This is a genomic window from Pseudoalteromonas sp. CR1 (assembly GCF_019392235.1).
Lineage (GTDB): Bacteria > Pseudomonadota > Gammaproteobacteria > Enterobacterales > Alteromonadaceae > Pseudoalteromonas.
In genome coordinates this window covers 116,047-132,873 of record NZ_JAHXRM010000003.1, presented here as the reverse complement: position 1 = coordinate 132,873, position 16,827 = coordinate 116,047, and the positions used below count along the sequence as shown (strand labels likewise).

14 protein-coding genes are annotated in these 16,827 nt (G+C 39.8%); 4 read left to right on the top strand and 10 right to left on the bottom strand.

Annotated features, from left to right (window positions below; genetic code table 11):
• The first annotated feature begins 15 nt into the window (after positions 1 to 15).
• Positions 16 to 1,740 (top strand): proline--tRNA ligase, encoded by a 1,725-nt coding sequence (locus KZZ04_RS04700; protein WP_219421981.1) that lies wholly within the window; start codon positions 16 to 18, stop codon positions 1,738 to 1,740.
• 160 nt (positions 1,741 to 1,900) lie between these two features.
• The gene (locus tag KZZ04_RS04695; protein ID WP_219421980.1) at positions 1,901 to 2,740 is read left to right on the top strand and encodes a UDP-2,3-diacylglucosamine diphosphatase; all 840 of its coding nucleotides are present in this window, start codon (positions 1,901 to 1,903) and stop codon (positions 2,738 to 2,740) included.
• Between the two features lie 99 nt (positions 2,741 to 2,839).
• Here KZZ04_RS04695 and KZZ04_RS04690 read toward each other — a convergent pair whose 3' ends face one another.
• From KZZ04_RS04690 to KZZ04_RS04680, 3 genes are read right to left on the bottom strand one after another with little or no spacing between them, the layout of a single operon-like run.
• On the bottom strand, positions 2,840 to 4,048 hold the full coding sequence (locus KZZ04_RS04690; RefSeq protein WP_219421979.1) for an ABC transporter permease: 1,209 nt from the start codon (positions 4,046 to 4,048) through the stop codon (positions 2,840 to 2,842).
• On the bottom strand, positions 4,041 to 4,829 hold the full coding sequence (locus tag KZZ04_RS04685) for an ABC transporter ATP-binding protein (RefSeq protein WP_058405581.1): 789 nt from the start codon (positions 4,827 to 4,829) through the stop codon (positions 4,041 to 4,043). Before KZZ04_RS04685 ends, KZZ04_RS04690 begins: the two co-directional genes overlap by 8 nt.
• Positions 4,826 to 5,638: a DUF3025 domain-containing protein gene (locus KZZ04_RS04680; protein ID WP_219421978.1), complete on the bottom strand. Its 813-nt coding sequence runs from the start codon at positions 5,636 to 5,638 to the stop codon at positions 4,826 to 4,828. Before KZZ04_RS04680 ends, KZZ04_RS04685 begins: the two co-directional genes overlap by 4 nt.
• Positions 5,639 to 5,756: 118 nt before the next feature.
• Between KZZ04_RS04680 and KZZ04_RS04675 the strand changes: the two genes are divergently transcribed.
• On the top strand, positions 5,757 to 7,382 hold the full coding sequence (locus KZZ04_RS04675) for a M28 family metallopeptidase (RefSeq protein ID WP_219421977.1): 1,626 nt from the start codon (positions 5,757 to 5,759) through the stop codon (positions 7,380 to 7,382).
• A gap of 119 nt (positions 7,383 to 7,501) precedes the next feature.
• Complete coding sequence (locus KZZ04_RS04670; protein ID WP_219421976.1) at positions 7,502 to 8,674, top strand: putative manganese transporter; 1,173 nt, start codon at positions 7,502 to 7,504, stop codon at positions 8,672 to 8,674.
• Between the two features lie 57 nt (positions 8,675 to 8,731).
• Here KZZ04_RS04670 and KZZ04_RS04665 read toward each other — a convergent pair whose 3' ends face one another.
• From KZZ04_RS04665 to seqA, 7 genes are all read right to left on the bottom strand, one after another.
• Complete coding sequence (locus KZZ04_RS04665) at positions 8,732 to 9,097, bottom strand: DUF805 domain-containing protein (RefSeq protein WP_058405577.1); 366 nt, start codon at positions 9,095 to 9,097, stop codon at positions 8,732 to 8,734.
• Positions 9,098 to 9,237: 140 nt separating this feature from the next.
• On the bottom strand, positions 9,238 to 10,803 hold the full coding sequence (locus tag KZZ04_RS04660) for a dihydrolipoyllysine-residue acetyltransferase (protein ID WP_219421975.1): 1,566 nt from the start codon (positions 10,801 to 10,803) through the stop codon (positions 9,238 to 9,240).
• An 8-nt stretch (positions 10,804 to 10,811) separates the two neighbouring features.
• Positions 10,812 to 11,789 (bottom strand): alpha-ketoacid dehydrogenase subunit beta, encoded by a 978-nt coding sequence (locus KZZ04_RS04655; RefSeq protein ID WP_219421974.1) that lies wholly within the window; start codon positions 11,787 to 11,789, stop codon positions 10,812 to 10,814.
• Positions 11,789 to 13,003, bottom strand: a complete 1,215-nt coding sequence (locus KZZ04_RS04650; protein WP_058405574.1) for a thiamine pyrophosphate-dependent dehydrogenase E1 component subunit alpha — start codon at positions 13,001 to 13,003, stop codon at positions 11,789 to 11,791. Before KZZ04_RS04650 ends, KZZ04_RS04655 begins: the two co-directional genes overlap by 1 nt.
• Positions 13,004 to 13,269: 266 nt before the next feature.
• Entirely contained in the window at positions 13,270 to 14,322 is a 1,053-nt protein-coding gene (gene astE, locus KZZ04_RS04645; RefSeq protein WP_219421973.1) for a succinylglutamate desuccinylase, read from the bottom strand.
• A gap of 76 nt (positions 14,323 to 14,398) precedes the next feature.
• Positions 14,399 to 16,036 (bottom strand): phosphoglucomutase (alpha-D-glucose-1,6-bisphosphate-dependent), encoded by a 1,638-nt coding sequence (pgm, locus tag KZZ04_RS04640; protein ID WP_219421972.1) that lies wholly within the window; start codon positions 16,034 to 16,036, stop codon positions 14,399 to 14,401.
• 9 nt (positions 16,037 to 16,045) lie between these two features.
• Positions 16,046 to 16,639 (bottom strand): replication initiation negative regulator SeqA, encoded by a 594-nt coding sequence (seqA, locus tag KZZ04_RS04635; RefSeq protein ID WP_138529166.1) that lies wholly within the window; start codon positions 16,637 to 16,639, stop codon positions 16,046 to 16,048.
• Positions 16,640 to 16,827: the final 188 nt, after the last annotated feature.

Below are 16,827 nucleotides of genomic sequence, written 5' to 3'. Positions count from 1 at the left end.
TATTTCGGAAAAATAATGCGTACCAGTCAATATATACTCGCAACACTTAAAGAAACGCCTTCAGATGCTGAAATTGTATCGCATCAGTTAATGCTTAGAGCCGGTATGATCCGCCGCGTCGCTTCGGGTTTATACACTTGGTTACCCTCTGGTTTACGCGTTTTGCGTAAAGTTGAAAACATTGTTCGTGAAGAAATGGACAAAGCAGGCGCAATAGAAATGCTGATGCCTGTTATTCAACCTGCTGATTTATGGGAAGAGTCGGGGCGTTGGAGCGAATTTGGTCCAGAGCTCATGCGCTTTACAGACCGTCATAATCGTGAATTTGCCCTTGGTCCAACACATGAAGAAGTGATCACTGATTTTGTTCGTAAAGAAGTGAATAGCTACAAGCAGTTACCGCTTACTTTATACCAAGTACAAACTAAAGTACGTGACGAACGACGCCCTCGCTTTGGTGTAATGCGCGCACGTGAATTCACCATGAAAGATGCTTATTCGTTTCATTTAAGCGAAGAATGTTTAAATAATACTTACCAAGCAATGCACAAAGCATACTGTAATATTTTTGAACGTTTAGGCCTAGATTATCGCCCTGTAATTGCCGATACAGGCTCTATTGGTGGCAGTGTATCTCACGAATTCCATGTTTTAGCCGAATCAGGCGAAGACGCTATCGCATTTAGTGATGGTAGCGATTATGCGGCTAACATTGAAAAAGCCGAAGCCCTTGCGCCAACAGAGCCACGTGCTGATGCGACAAAAGAGTTAAAAGCGTTCCCTACTTCAGATGCTAAAACAATTGAAGAGCTTAAAAAGCATTACGGTGTTAAACCACATCGTAGTGTTAAAACTTTAATTGTTTATGGTGCGCCAGATGAAAACGAACAACGTGGTTTAGTTGCGCTTGTTATCCGTGGCGATCATGAGTTAAACGAATTAAAAGCAGAAAAGCACCCTCTCGTTGACTCACCCCTTGAAATGGCAAAAGAAGCAGATATTATTGCTGCAATTGGTGCAAAACCAGGCTCACTGGGCCCTGTAGGATTAACAATGCCAATTATTGTTGACCGCACAGCCAACGTAATGGCTGATTTTGTCGCCGGCGCCAACAAAGACGATGAACACTTTAGTGGTATTAACTGGGACCGCGATGTAACAAACTACGACGTTGCTGATATTCGAAACATCGTAGAAGGCGACCCTAGCCCTTGCGGCCAAGGCACATTACAAATTAAACGTGGTGTTGAAGTAGGCCATATATTTCAACTTGGTACTAAATACTCAGACGCCATGAAAGCAGGCGTATTAAACGAAGATGGCAAAAACCAAGTAATGACCATGGGTTGTTACGGTGTGGGTGTATCGCGAATTGTGGCTGCTGCTATTGAGCAAAACAACGATAAGTACGGTATTATTTGGCCGCAGTCTATTGCGCCATTCGATCTAGCAATTGTACCAATGAACATGCATAAATCGCATCGTATTCCTGATATTGCTAACAACCTTTATCAAGGTTTGAAAGATGCTGGTGTAGATGTATTATTTGACGACCGTAAAGAGCGACCTGGTGTTATGTTTAACGACATGGAACTTGTAGGCGTGCCTTTCACGCTCGTAATTGGCGAGCGTAACCTAGACGAAAATAAAGTAGAGCTTAAAAACCGTCGCACAGGTGAAAAACTTATGATCGACATAGATACCGCAATCGAAAGCATTAAAGCGGCTATGCAGGCCTAAATACTTACTCGTCATTCAATAACGTTAATATAAAAACCGCTTTTTTAGCGGTTTTTTTATGGCTGAATTTTGTGTCATATAGCTTTACTAAAAGTGTCGTGTAACTGTCATTTTTTCTCTCTAAAGTAATTTCTAGTTAACAAAACTAATGAGGGACACTATGAAAGGCGCTGAACAACAAGCTAAGTACCCTGCTATATGGATATCAGATGTTCACCTTGGCTATAAAGATTGTAAAGCTGATTATTTACTCAACTTTCTCAACTCTGTCGACACTGATGTTTTATATTTAGTGGGTGACATTATTGATTTATGGTCAATGAAGCGCCATTTTTATTGGCACCCTTCTCACAATCAAGTACTTAATTGCATTCAACAAAAAGCAGCCAACGGAACACAGGTAATATATATACCGGGAAACCACGACGAAACGTTTAGAAATTATATAAATCAAACCTTGTTAGGCATAGAAGTCCACCAGCAGTATATTCATGTAACTCAAGCCAATAAACGCTTTTTACTTGTCCACGGAGATGATTTTGATAGCGCAACTCGCTATAACAAAATTATTAGCATTGCAGGCGATGCAGGCTACGATTTACTTTTATTTTTAAATCGTTGGAGCAATAAAATAAGAAAGTTGTTTGGGGGTAATTACTGGTCGTTAGCGTCGTGGATAAAAGCACGGGTTCATAAAGCTCGTGAAGCAATAAATGCGTTTGAGGACGCCGCTATTCATGAAGCTAAAAAGCAAAATGTAGATGGTATTATTTGTGGGCATATACACCACCCTAAAATAAAAGTGTGCGACGGCATAGTGTATTGCAACGACGGAGACTGGATAGAAAACTGCACTGCATTAGTAGAACAAGCTGACGGTAAAATAGAACTACTTCACTGGTCAGACACACATGCAATTTTAGACAGCGCCGACATCTCTAACATATCATCGCCACTAATGAGTGATAACACGTCAAAATCCAATAAGTCAGCAGCATAATAACTGCTGACTTTAGTACACGTAATACGTTTTAATCCTTACCTTGATTCTAAAACAAAAAAGCACCACTTAAGTGATGCTTTTTTACAAACAGAAACACTATCTAAATAGTACATCTTCTCGGTTAAACCATTTAACACAAAATGCGAGTAGCGCCCCTGCAATAAGTACGGTTGCTAAAAATATTAGCCCTACAAAGGTGTAGTCAACTGTGCCTTTAATGATGTCTTTAATTGCTAATGCAACGTTAGTGACCGGGATAAATGCGGTTTTAGCTGTCAATTCCATATTTGGCATTATTGAAATAATGATAGGGAAAAACACACCCATACTTAACGGAGCCATATAATTTTGTGCTTCTTTAAACGTTCGCGCATAAATTGAGATAGCTAACGCTAAAGAAGAAAATATGGCAGCCAGTGGAAGTAATAATACAAAAATCATCAGTAAATCAGTTACCGCCAAGGTACTAAAGGCCGTTTTAATAAAGTCTAAGTCTGCAAACGCCAGTGCCACTGCAACCCAACACCCCATACTCACAACCGTAATAGTGGTTGATGCAATAGAGGTAGTCAGTAATGTAATAAACTTACCAAGTACTAGCTCTGTGCGTGTTATGGGTGTAAGTAACAATGTTTCTAATGTTCCGCGCTCTTTTTCACCTGCCCCTAGGTCAATTGCTGGGTAAGTAGCTCCCATTAAAACCAATGGGATAAGTAAATAAGGTAAATAGGCACCTATTTTTTCGCCTAAGTTTTCACGTTTATCCGCTGTATCTACTTTCACAACTTCAATAGGGTTAAGAATAGATTTATGCGCAGACTCTTCTATCCCAAAGCTTTTTAATTTTTCGGCTTGCAATACGTCGCTGTATTCTTGCACTAGCTCTTTGACCCGATCAAATAAAAAGTTTATTGATTTAGCGTCGTTAAATACAACTTGCCATTTACTTTGCTCGCCGCTGTCGAGCGTTTTTACGGCATTACTTGGCAAGTAAATACCCATATCTATGTCACCGGCAGTAACACCTGCTTTGAGCTCTTCTATTGTATTAAAGGTTTTACTGCCTTTATAAAGTTCAAAGCTTTTGTGGTAAAACACTTTGTCGGTAAATTCTTGTGCGTATTCGCCGTTAATAATTACGTATGTATTCACTTTTTGATCGGCATCAAGAGCTGCTTGCGTACCAATAAATGCTACAATAGCAAAAATGACTGGAAAAATAAGTACTGGCAATAACACAACAAACATCAGCGTTTTCTTGTCGCGAAGGAGCTCTTTTAATTCCTTTTTATATACTTCAAACATTATGCTTCTCCGTTAATATGTTCATAAACGCTTGGTTTAACTCTTCACTGTTTCCGGCTTGTTTAAACGCTTCAACGGTGCCATCAAAGCAGCTTATGCCTTCGTTAATTACCGCTACGCGGTCACATAACAATGCAACTTCATCTAAATGATGAGTTGAGAAAATCACCGGTGTACCTTGTGCTTTTAAACCTTTGATAAATTCGATCACTGTTTGTGTGGTCATGATGTCTAGACCTGTTGTAGGTTCATCGAGCACAACCACCGCTGGGCGATGAACAACTGCACGGGCTATATTTGCTTTTTGTTTCATACCTGTTGATAAATTTTCAGCACGTTTATCTATAAATTTATGCATATCAAGTAACGTGAAAAGCTCATCACAACGTGAGGCTATATCGCTTTTTTTCATCCCGTGGAGTTTAGCAAAATATTCAATATTTTCTTTTACAGTTAAACGCCCGTATAAACCGGTAGAGCCTGATAAAAAGCCGATAGACTTGCGTCCTAAAAGAGGTTTTTTAACAATGTCGTTGCCAGCAATAGTAATAGAGCCTTCATCAGGCTTTAACGCCGTTGAGATCATTCTTAACGTGGTTGTTTTACCTGCGCCATTAGGGCCTAACAACCCTAATACTTCGCCTTCAGCACAGCGAAAGCTCACGTCTCGGACTGAATGAAAGTAGTCTTTATCTTCACGCGGATCGATATCATCTACTTTATTTTTTTTATGGTCTTTGGTTAGCTTAAAACGTTTTTTAAGCCCGGCAACTTCTATCATGCGCATGTCCTTCGTTTGGGTCTAAAGTAATCCGTATTATTGTAAAATGTGTCGTTTTCATTGTCTTCATGCCAGCCAGGTACACCTAACAATGGTAATGGCGAAAGCTGTGAGTTATCGGCTAGGCAATGATCTACTTTAATCTTCTCATAAAGTACTTGATCAAGGTACTGGTATTGCGTTGCTAAATCTTTACAAAATATTTCATCGGGCACATTTATAAACAATGCTTTTCCTGTAAGCCCAATATAGGGCCGAGTAAGCATTTCGTAATTTGCGTGACCAAACATAAAAGCCTGAATTGACTGCCCCCACTCGTGGCGGTGCTCTACAAATGCTTTTTGCCATTCGTGGGCACGTAGCCAGGTTTGCCACTTACTGTTGCTAATGGCAAGTACAACACCACATTCATCAAATAGAGTTAGTGCGTTTCGATGTTTTGTGCGCTTAGTTAAACCATATTCGGCAATGTCTTGAACATGCCGTTGGTTTATAAGTGATTTGGTTTTAGGAAATAAGCACCAAATAAATCCACCAAATAGGTCGTGCCAATTTTCTGTACGAGTGGGGACTTCACCGGTTTCAAAAATAACTTGTTCGTAGTAGCGATCTGCAAAGTCTATTTTGGCGTCGTCAACAAACTGTATGGGTAAATTATTTTCGTTCGTTGCGTTTAAATAAGGAGTAAACCATTTTGGTGAAGGCCATTGAGTTTGCTCGCTAAGTTTAAACAAGCTGTTTAGGTGATCAAATGCACCCGTTCTTAGGCAATTGGGTTGCCATTGTTCAGGAGGAGTAAAACGCTTCATTATTATAACTTTCTAACTTGTATAGGCCTTTAATTTTGTAACAGTTTACCGCAAAAACTAGCCCTACTTAATAGAAGTTAATATACTAATTTAATCTTAAAACAATAATCGAGTTAATATGAAACGCAATTTTTCTCTTACACTCCTTGCTGGCGCTGCTTTAGCTGGCTGTGCAGCAACAAGCATTACTCCATCAGATGTTACCAATGGCTATAACAGTATTAAAGCCGATGAGTTAGCAAAACACATAAAAGTATTGGCATCAGACGAATTTGGTGGTCGTGCACCTTCTTCACCGGGCGAAAAGCTAACATTAGATTATTTAACAAATCAATTTAAAGCATTGGGTTTTGAGCCTGGCAATGGCGATAGCTTTTTACAAGAAGTACCACTTGTATCACTTGAAGCTGATTCAAATATGGTTTTATCAATTGGTGGCAAAGATTACCAATACAAAAAAGACATGGTTATGGGCAGTAGCCGCATTAGTGAAAAAGAAGGCATTGAAAACTCTGAGCTTGTGTTTGTAGGCTACGGCGTTAATGCACCAGAGTATAACTGGAACGACTACGAAGGGATTGACGTGAAAGGTAAGACCGTCGTCATGCTTGTGAACGACCCTGGTTTTGCAACTAAGAATCCGGCTTTATTTACCGGCGATGCCATGACTTATTATGGTCGTTGGACATACAAATATGAAGAGGCAAGTCGCCAAGGTGCTGCAGGCGCTATTATTATTCACGAAACAGCCCCCGCTTCATACCCTTGGTCGGTTGTAGAGAACTCGTGGAGTGGCGAGCAATTTGGTTTTCAAAAAGAAAACAACAATATGGATCGCGTTGCTGTTGAAGGCTGGGTAACAACTGATGTAGCTAAAGAGCTTTTCAGTAAAGCTGGTTTAGATTTTGATACCGTTAAACAAAATGCTGCTAAAGGTGCTTATAATGTTGATATGGGTAATTTAACCGCATCTGTTAATGTGAGCAATACAATTAAAACGTCAGTGTCTTACAACTTTATTGCGACATTACCGGGCAGCGAAATGCCAGATGAGCATGTAATATATTCAGCGCATTGGGATCACTTAGGCACAGATACAAGCCGAAAAGGTGACCAAATTTATAACGGTGCTCACGATAACGCAACGGGTACTGCAGGCTTAATAGAAGTTGCAGAGGCATTTACTAAATTACCTAAGCACCCTAGCCGCTCGATGACATTTTTAGCAGTAACCGCAGAAGAGCAAGGGTTACTTGGCTCTAAGTATTACGCCGCAAATCCTGTTATTGCCGCAAACAAGACGGTTGCTAACATTAATATGGACAGCTTAAATTTATTAGGCAAAGTAAAAGATATGAGTGTGGTAGGCATTGGTAAATCTCAAATGGATGAGTTTTTAGCTAATGCAGCAAAAGATCAAGGCAGAACTTTATCAGGCGATCCTAAACCATCGTCGGGTGGTTATTACCGTTCTGATCATTTTGCGTTTGCTAACATGGGCATACCTGCAATGTACGCTGGTGGTGGTACACAAGCAGCGGATGAAGAAACAGCCAATTATCGTAAACGAATGAGCTTAGTATTACGCGGCTGTTACCACCAGCCTTGTGACCGTTACCGCGATGAGTGGGATTTATCGGGCGCTGTTCAAGACTTACAATTATTTTATAAAGTCGGTTTTGATATTTCTGAGCAAAAGCAATGGCCTACTTGGAATACAAACTCAGAATTTCAACGCAAATAGCCTAAAATTTAACATCGAAAAACTCAAAGTGAGTAATCGATTTAAATAAGCAAATGATATTGATTATCATTTACTAAAAATATACAGTGTTACCCAGTTTATTAAATTGGTAACACTGTATGACCTCGATAGTACAAATAGGACTAATTACGCCCGCTTCAAAACGCTTTGTTAGCCAAAATAAACGTTTATTACTCCCTCTTTTTTTGTTGGTATGCTTTGCTGTGCCATCACTTCGTGATATTGCCATTACCGCACTAAGCGACGCGTTTTTTCAAGTCAGTGTATTTGTTGCTGCTACGTTACTGATTTATTACTTCGCTATTGAGCGTTTACCTCAATTGGAGCTTAGTTATCTAAGTGCCAAGTCACCGGCATTAGAGGTCTTTTTTGCGGCTTTACTAGGTGCCTTACCCGGCTGCGGGGGCGCTATAATAGTGGTTACACAATTTACCAAAGGCCAAGCAAGCTTTGGTGCAATTGTTGCCGTACTAACAGCGACAATGGGCGATGCTGCATTTTTACTTTTAGCTACACGCCCTTCTGAGGGCGCTGTAATAATGACTATAGGATTAGTTGTTGGAACAATATGTGGTGCTGTTGTTAATACAGTTCATAAACACGACTTTTTACGCCCTTCTTTAACAGAACAAACGCGCCAAGTTAAAATATTGCCTACCCACATTATCAGAGTCAGTAAGCCTATTTGGATGTTGGCGATTTTTCCAAGTTTAATCATCGCGTTTTTAATCGCATTTAACGTGGACTTTAATCAATTTGGAGAGTACACAAACACTGGTATACATTTTTTTGGTGCGGGCATGGCTCTGTTTATTGTCACGGTATGGGCTTACTCGTCTAAAGGCGAAACATATAAACAAATTACCAGTGAGGAGGATGAGTGTAATCCACCCTCTAAAGTGATTAAAGTGCTCCAAGACACACACTTTGTGACTGCATGGGTAGTAGCATCATTTATGTTATTTGAAATACTCGTAAATGTAGCCGGACTTGATTTAAAAACATGGTTTGCCCATTACGCTTATTTAGCACCGCTGATTGCTGTATTCATTGGTTTTTTACCAGGTTGTGGGCTGCAAATAATTGTCACCACGCTTTATATACAGGGCATCATTCCATTTAGTGCTTTAACAGCCAATGCAATTTCAAACGACGGAGATGCGTTATTTCCTGCAATTGCGTTAGCCCCAAAAGCCGCAATAATAGCCACTTTATATACAGCACTTCCTGCTCTGGGGGTTGGCTATGGTTTATATTTTATTTCGTATTAAATTTTAGGCATAAAAAAGCTCAGCGAACACTGAGCTTTTTTAGGTTAAAACTTTACTTTATACAGCAGCAGGTTCTGCAGCTAACTCTTTTGGATTAGGGCCATAATCGTTCTCGCCTTCATGTGAGTCTTGTGCAAGGAATACAATTAATACAATCCAACCTATGATTGGCACTAACCAAAGTAACTGCCACCAGCCAGAGCGACCAGTATCGTGTAAACGACGTGCGCCAGCACTTAATTGAGGTATTAACAATGCTAGGCTATAAATAGTGCCAATCACAGCTACGCCCATCAGCTCATCAACCAGGCCCAGAGCTATAGATATCAAAAGGTTGATTAAGTAAAACATCCAAAATGCTTTGCGGCGGTTACGTCCTGAAAAATCTGCGTAGCTACGCAGTGCATTCATATAATGTTCCATAATATTTCCTTAGTGTTATTTTTTATATTCCCTAACGGGGTTAGTTTTATTACTTTTTAGTAACACTTGTATCTTAAATAAAAACAGGCTCTTTTAAAACAAAAAACCAGCAAACTGCTGGTTTTTTATAAGTTTAATTTTTAACTCATTGCCATCATCATTGCCGACGGATTTTCTAAGTACGATTTCCATAGGTTATTAAAGCGAGCAATTGTTCCGCCATCAATAACGCGATGGTCGCCAGACCAACTAACTTGCATTATTGCCTTACTTACAACATGGCCGTTTTTATCAAAGCGTGGTAGGTGTTGCAATTTCCCAAGCGCTACAATGGCAACTTCAGGTTTATTAATAATTGGCGTGGCAATTGTGCCGCCTATTGCACCTATGTTTGAAATGCTAATAGTACCGCCTTTTAAGTCTTCAGGTGGTACTCGCCCTTCGCGAGCAGACTCAGTTAGCCGTGTAAGCTCATTGGCCACATCAACAATATTTTTACTTTGACACGACTTAATATTTGGTACCAGCAAGCCAATTTTAGAATCGACGGCTATACCAATATTATGATCGTCAAAATAAGTAAGTTCTGAGCAATCTTCATTTACTTTAGAATTAAGAACGGGGAATTCTTTCATCGCAAGCGAAAGGGCTTTAACAAAGAAAGGCATCATAGTGAGTTTAACGCCTTGTGCTTTATACTGCTCCTTCATTGAAGATCTTAGTGCAATAAGGTCTGTTAAATCTATTTCATCACAAAATGTAAAATGTGGAATCGTTGAAACAGAAGCAACCATTTGTTTTGCCATCGCCGCTTTTATGCCTTTAATTGGCTCGACACGCACACCAGAGGTCTGCGTTTTACTTCGTGTGTTTACTACACTGACATTAAGTGGTGAGGTATCAATACTGTTTGGTACTTCACCTTTAATAAACTCTTCTATATCTTGCTTATAGATACGTCCATTTTTACCACTACCCGGTACTTGTGTTAAATCAACATCAAGCTCACGGGCTTTACGTCTAACAGCCGGTGATGCAACCGCTTTTGTGTTGACCACTTTTGCTGGTTTATTCACTTTTACTGGTGCTGCTTGCTCTGCTGCATTTGTTTGCGCTTTTACTACGGCTTGGTTTACATCTATATTTTGTTTAGGTGCAGTTCCAGCAATAGTCATCTGAAACAATGGGCTATGTACTTTAGCTATTTCACCTTTTTGATAATACAGCTTTTGAACAGTACCTGTGTATTTTGCTGGTATTTGCACAAGGGCTTTATCAGTCATTACATCACAAACAGCCTGATCTTCTTCAATTTCATCGCCTTCGGCGACTAACCAGTCGACTATTTCACATTCGACAATCCCTTCGCCAATATCTGGTAAAATAAAATCTTCTAATTGCTCAGTTGTACCATTGTTGCTTTGTGGTGCATTACTGGGCTGTTGTTTTTCAACACTGGCCTCTTCGCCAGCTACATTCATTGCAAACAAGGGTGCATGTACTTTGGCAATTTCGCCTTTTTGATGGTAGAGCTTTGTAATTACTCCATCGTGCACAGCAGGTATTTGTACCAGTGCTTTATCAGTCATTACATCGCAAATAGGTTGATCTTCACAAACGCTATCACCCTCTTGTACCAGCCATTCAACCACTTCACACTCAACAATGCCTTCACCAATATCGGGTAATATAAAATCTTTAGCCATGGTATCCCCTAAAAATCCATTGATTGTTTAATTGCGGCTAACACTTTGAGCGCATCAGGCACATACTCTTTCTCTAGTGCCAGTGGGTATGGTGTATCTAAACCACACACACGTAGAATAGGCGACTCTAAATGAAGGAAGCATGCTTGTTGAATTGAAGCTGCAATCTCTGCGCCAAACCCATTTGTAATAGGTGCCTCATGGCTTATTACCAAACGACCTGTCTTAGTCACTGATTTAGCAATCGTATCTATATCCCACGGCAAAATACTACGTAAATCTATAACCTCACAACGTATGCCTTGCTCGCTTGCTTGTTTTGCAGCGTCTTCAATAATTTCCATTTGAGCACCCCAAGCAAGGACTGTAATGTCAGTGCCTTCTTGCACAACTTCAGCTTTACCTAACTCTATTGAATAATCTTCTTCAGGTACTTCACCCGTCGATGCACGGTACAAACGTTTGGGCTCAAAAAATATAACCGGATTATCATCTTTAATACTTGCACGCAGTAATCCCTTAGCTTGATATGGATTACGTGGTACGACTATTTTTAAACCAGGCGTATGTGCAAAGTAAGCTTCTGGTGATTGCGAATGATACAAACCACCTGCAATACCACCACCATATGGGGTACGTATAGTTAAGTTACCAACATTAAACTCGTTTCCGCTTCTATATCTAAACTTAGCCGACTCGTTTACTATTTGGTCAAATGCTGGAAAGATATAATCTGCAAATTGAATTTCTGCTAGTGCTGGTGCACCAAAAGCTGCTAAACCATTGGCAAAACCCAATATACCTTGCTCTGTTAGAGGCGTGTTGAATACACGGTGTTTACCGTATTTTTCTTGTAAACCTGAGGTTGCTCTAAATACACCGCCAAAATACCCGACATCCTCGCCAAATATACACGCTTGCGGGTGTTCATTCATGGTTATATCAAGAGCAGAATTAATTGCATGTAGCATGTTCATTTTAGCCATTACTTAATTCTCCCTGCAGTAACTGGGTAAGCATCTGGGTGCTTTTGTATATGTTCTTTTAGTTCATTATATTGACGAACAAGTGATGGGATAGGTGTGTCGTAAACATCTGACACCAATTCCTCTAAAGCAGGCTTTTGTACTACTTCTGCACGCTTTAGGGCGGCTAAAATATCTTCACGTATAGACTCTTTCGCTTTTAAATCGTCTTCTTCGTTAAGCCACTCTTGTTTTACTAGCCACTTTCTAAATTTTTCTATTGGGCAGGTTTTATAATTCGCTTCTTCGTCTTTTGAACGATAGCCACTTGGATCATCTGACGTAGAGTGCGCACCTAAACGATAAGCTATTGATTCAATTAAAACAGGTTCGCCTTGTGTAGAGGCAATTTCACGGGCTTTTTGCGTTGCTGCAAACACAGCTAGTGCGTCTGTACCATCTACCCTAATTGTTTTTATGCCATAACCCACGCCACGCGAAGCAATACCATCACCTTTAAATTGCTCATCTGCTGGGGTCGAAATAGCATAACCGTTGTTACGTGCAAAAAATATCACGGGTGCTTTATGCACTGCAGCCATGTTTAATCCGGCATGAAAGTCACCTTCAGATGCAGCGCCTTCGCCAAAGTAACAAATAGTCACGTTGTCAATGGTGCTTGCAAGTTCGCCTGTTTTTGCATCTATATGCTTTACTTTTTGTCCATATGCATACCCTGTCGCTTGTGGTATTTGTGTGCCAAGTGGAGAAGAAATTGTCATATAATTTAATTCGTTAGAACCATAATGAATTGGCATTTGACGACCTTTGCCTAAATCTAATTCATTTGAAAACATTTGGTTCATAAATTGGTCTAGCGTAAAACCGCGGTAATGAAGTGCAGCTTGCTCACGGTATTGCGCCATTATCATGTCTTCTTGATCAAGCGCAGCAGCAGATGCCGTAACGGCAGCTTCTTCGCCTAAGCATTGCATATAAAAGCTTACACGCCCTTGACGTTGAGCACCTTGCATACGCTCATCTAATAAACGTATAAAACGCATAGTTTCATAAAGTTTAATTGCAGTATGTTTTGAAATAGCGGGTGCTGTCGCACTTGGGTGAATGTCGCCATCCTCAGTTAAAATACTAAGGGTTGGAATATTAAGCGCATTGCCGTCAATAAATTCAAGCGTATGGTTAATATTCAGCGATACGTTATTTGGATTACTCATAACCTACCTTCTGTTGTTGTCAGTAACATAGTGCCCCTATTACATTATTATTATGGGTGATTATTGCTGAATAAACTTTGCAATATCTGCACTATATTTAATTAAAGCTGCCAACACTTTACGTTAACGTAAAGTGTTATTCAACAAATCTGTGACGAAACAAAAGTAAATATTGGTTAAATATGTGGCAAGTTAACAATACAGCTACTTAAATTTATAGTAATCAGTGAGTTAACTTGCGGCTTAAAGAGGTCTAATGAGTTTAATTATACAAAGTTACTGTCTATTTCCATTGGAACAACTGTTAATAATGCACGTTGTCTTAATGCTACTTTTGCATTTGGGAATATAATAGCCTCGCCTTCAACGTCTGCATAATAGGGAGTATCACCGTCTGTTGCGAGGAGTTCTCCTTTGGCAAAACCAGTAAAGTTCTCTGCATCATCAGAAAAAGGGAAACTAAAATCATCTTGAGTGCGATTAATTGTACGGTGAACAGCGAACAGCTCAAAGTCTTTTGCATTAAATTGCGGATATTCAACTTCACTTTGACTAATTAATGCAATTAACGTTTTTTTGGTTTTTTCAAAACGAGTCATGTCGTTTTGCCCAAATGGTTTTACTTGCCCAAGCTCAACTGTGAACGAATCTGCACCATGTACAAACGATGAATAATAACTAAATGTGGTTGCTGGCGACTTCATCATTAAAACGGTATTTACACCACAGCTTAATAAAAACTGTAGCTGTGATTTTTTCCATGGTTTACCATGCAAAAATGGATACACGGCAAACTTTTCATTTTTAGACCCGCGTATAGCCGTATGCAAATCGTAATGACTACGCTCACTGCCCTTTTCGCCTCTAGCAAAAAAGTCACTTACATAACCTTCAAGTTTTGCCGCTCGAACACGTTCGTCGTTCATTTCAATACCTTCAACTGTGTGGTGGCCATTAAATAAACGGTTAAGGTTTTCTTCTACAAAACGCAAACCAATATTAATAGATTTAGGGTTACCGTATATAAAAAGCACTCTTTGTTTAAGCTCAAGCTTTTGCAAAATAATTTGTTTTATTAGCTCATCACAAATTTCAATAGGCGCTGTTTCGTTACCGTGTACGGCACTTGATAACACAATATCTTTTGATGTAGTGAGCGCAGGCTGAAACTCAATAACGCCCGTATCGTGAACATTAACTTGGGTACCATTGTTAAGCGTAAAGTGGCTAGGCGCTAAATGCCATTCGTTATTTCGGCTAATGGTTAGAAAATCACCGGTTGATTGTAATAAATTTAAATAATCGGGTGTGGCTGACATAATAAAAGCCCTTTATAGTGTGAGAGACAAAAAAACGGCTGAATAATTCAGCCGTTTTTACATAGTTTAATCGGTATCAGCTAATTACTGAGTCAACTAACTTTTTAGCTTCTTTTTCTAAAAGGGCTAAATGTGCTTCGCCTTTAAACGATTCTAGGTATATTTTATAAATATCTTCAGTACCCGATGGGCGAGCAGCAAACCAGCCGTTTTCTGTAACAACTTTTAAGCCGCCAATCGCTGCGTTGTTACCAGGAGCATGAGTTAGCTTTTGTAAAATAGGCTCGCCAGCTAATGTATCGGCTTTTACATCGTCTGCACTTAATGCTTTTAAGCGCGATTTTTGGGCGCTGCTTGCTGGTGCATCTAAACGCTTATAAAGTGGGGAACCAAACTCTTGCTCTAACTCTTTATAAAGCGCTGATGGTGTTTTACCGGTTACTGCAAGTATTTCAGCTGCAAGTAGCCCCATGATAAATCCGTCTTTGTCGGTACACCATACGCTGCCATCAAAACGTAAAAACGCAGCGCCTGCACTTTCTTCGCCACCAAAAGCAAGATTTCCTTTGTTAAGGCCTTCAACAAACCATTTAAAGCCTACTGGCACCTCTTTTACTTTACGCGCATTACGCGCAACGACACGATCAATCATCGAGCTCGAAACGAGTGTTTTACCTATTTCTACACTGCTATCCCACTCGCGGTGTTTTAATAAGTAATCAATAGCGACAGCTAAGAAGTGATTAGGGTTCATTAAACCATCTGGAGTAACAATGCCGTGGCGGTCGTAATCAGGGTCGTTGCCAATCGCTATATCAAAATCATCTTTCAATTTAATTAAGTTAGCCATTGAGTAAGGTGATGAGCAATCCATACGGATTTTGCCATCTTTATCAAGTGGCATAAATGCAAAACGCGGATCGACACTGTCGTTTACTACGGTTAAATCTAAATTGTATTTTTGTGCAATTACAGGCCAAAAATTAATTCCTGAACCACCTAGTGGGTCAATGCCCACTTTAATTCCTGCATCACTAATCGCTTTAAGATTAACGATATTTTCTAAATCGTTAATATACGGCGTCATTAAATCTTCGTAGCGAATAAAACCTGAACGAGAAGCTTTAGCAAATGGAAATAATTCAACCTCAACTAAATCTTCAAGTAATAATTTGTTAGCCCTGTCTTCAATCCAGTTTGTTACGTCTGTATCAGCAGGCCCGCCGTTAGGTGGGTTATATTTAAAGCCACCATCTTCAGGAGGATTATGCGAAGGCGTAACAACAATACCATCAGCCAATTCATTTGGATTAAGTTTGTTATGGCAAACTATCGCGTGGCTAATAACAGGAGTGGGTGTAAAGTCGCCGTCTTGCTGAGTAATTACCTGTACTTCGTTAGCCACAAGCACTTCTATTGCAGAGTTGAACGCAGCTTCACTAAGCGCATGTGTATCTTTACCTAAAAATAACGGTCCAAAAATATCGTTTTGCTTACGGTAATCACAAATTGCTTGGGTAATTGCTAAAATATGGGATTCATTAAATTTCACATCATATGAGCAACCGCGGTGTCCAGATGTACCAAAGGCAACACAATGCTCTGGGTTTTGCTCTAAATCTGGCTCATTTAAATAGTAGGCCGAAACTAATTTAGGAACATTAACAAGTGCCGATTGTGGTGCAGTTTTGCCTGCGCCTGAGTGAATAGCCATTATATTTCCTTACAGGTAATCGCGAATTTTTTCAGCTTGCTCTGCACTGTATCCTAGGCAAAGCGCAACTTCGTGAAGCATCATCTTTTTGCGTGTTGTATTAGAGTTAGTCATAACCCAATATTCACTGTCGGTGATATTTTTTGGATTCATGCTACTTCCACTATTTACTAAATCTTCTTTACTTGTTGCAAAGTAAACACGGTCGCGGCCTTTAATATCAAGCACAGCCGAAAAATCAGATTTATGAGTGCGATAAAATGCACTTAAAATAAACAAAAAACGACCCACAACGCCTTTCTGCATTGCCAGTTCTTCTTTATTTAGTACATTAAAAACGTTAGCATTTTTTTGCTTCACTGGTGTGACAGTTTTGGGGGTCTCAGTGTCCGCTTGTTGAAGCTCTGGCTCAACAGATACTGAAGATGCCGCAGATGCAGTGGTTAATTGTTGATTTTTTATTATTTCTACGTCGGCGGTTAATTGTTTTTCGCCGCTCATATTTAATAAACGACGCAAAATTGTGGATGCACTTTCACCAATACTTTGCGTGTTGCTGGCAATGTATTGATATAACTCGTCGTCTATGTCGATTTGTTTCATGGTCTTCCTGTCATTACGGGTCACATTTTTTTCTCACGCCTGATTATACCCAATCCAATAATAAATGCGAGTTACAACAAGCACTCCCAATCATTTCAAGCATACATACCCGATTAAGCCTGTTTTACTAGATCGATAGGTTAAGTTTTAGCAGATCTATCTGATAAATTGGTTTAAAAGGCACTATT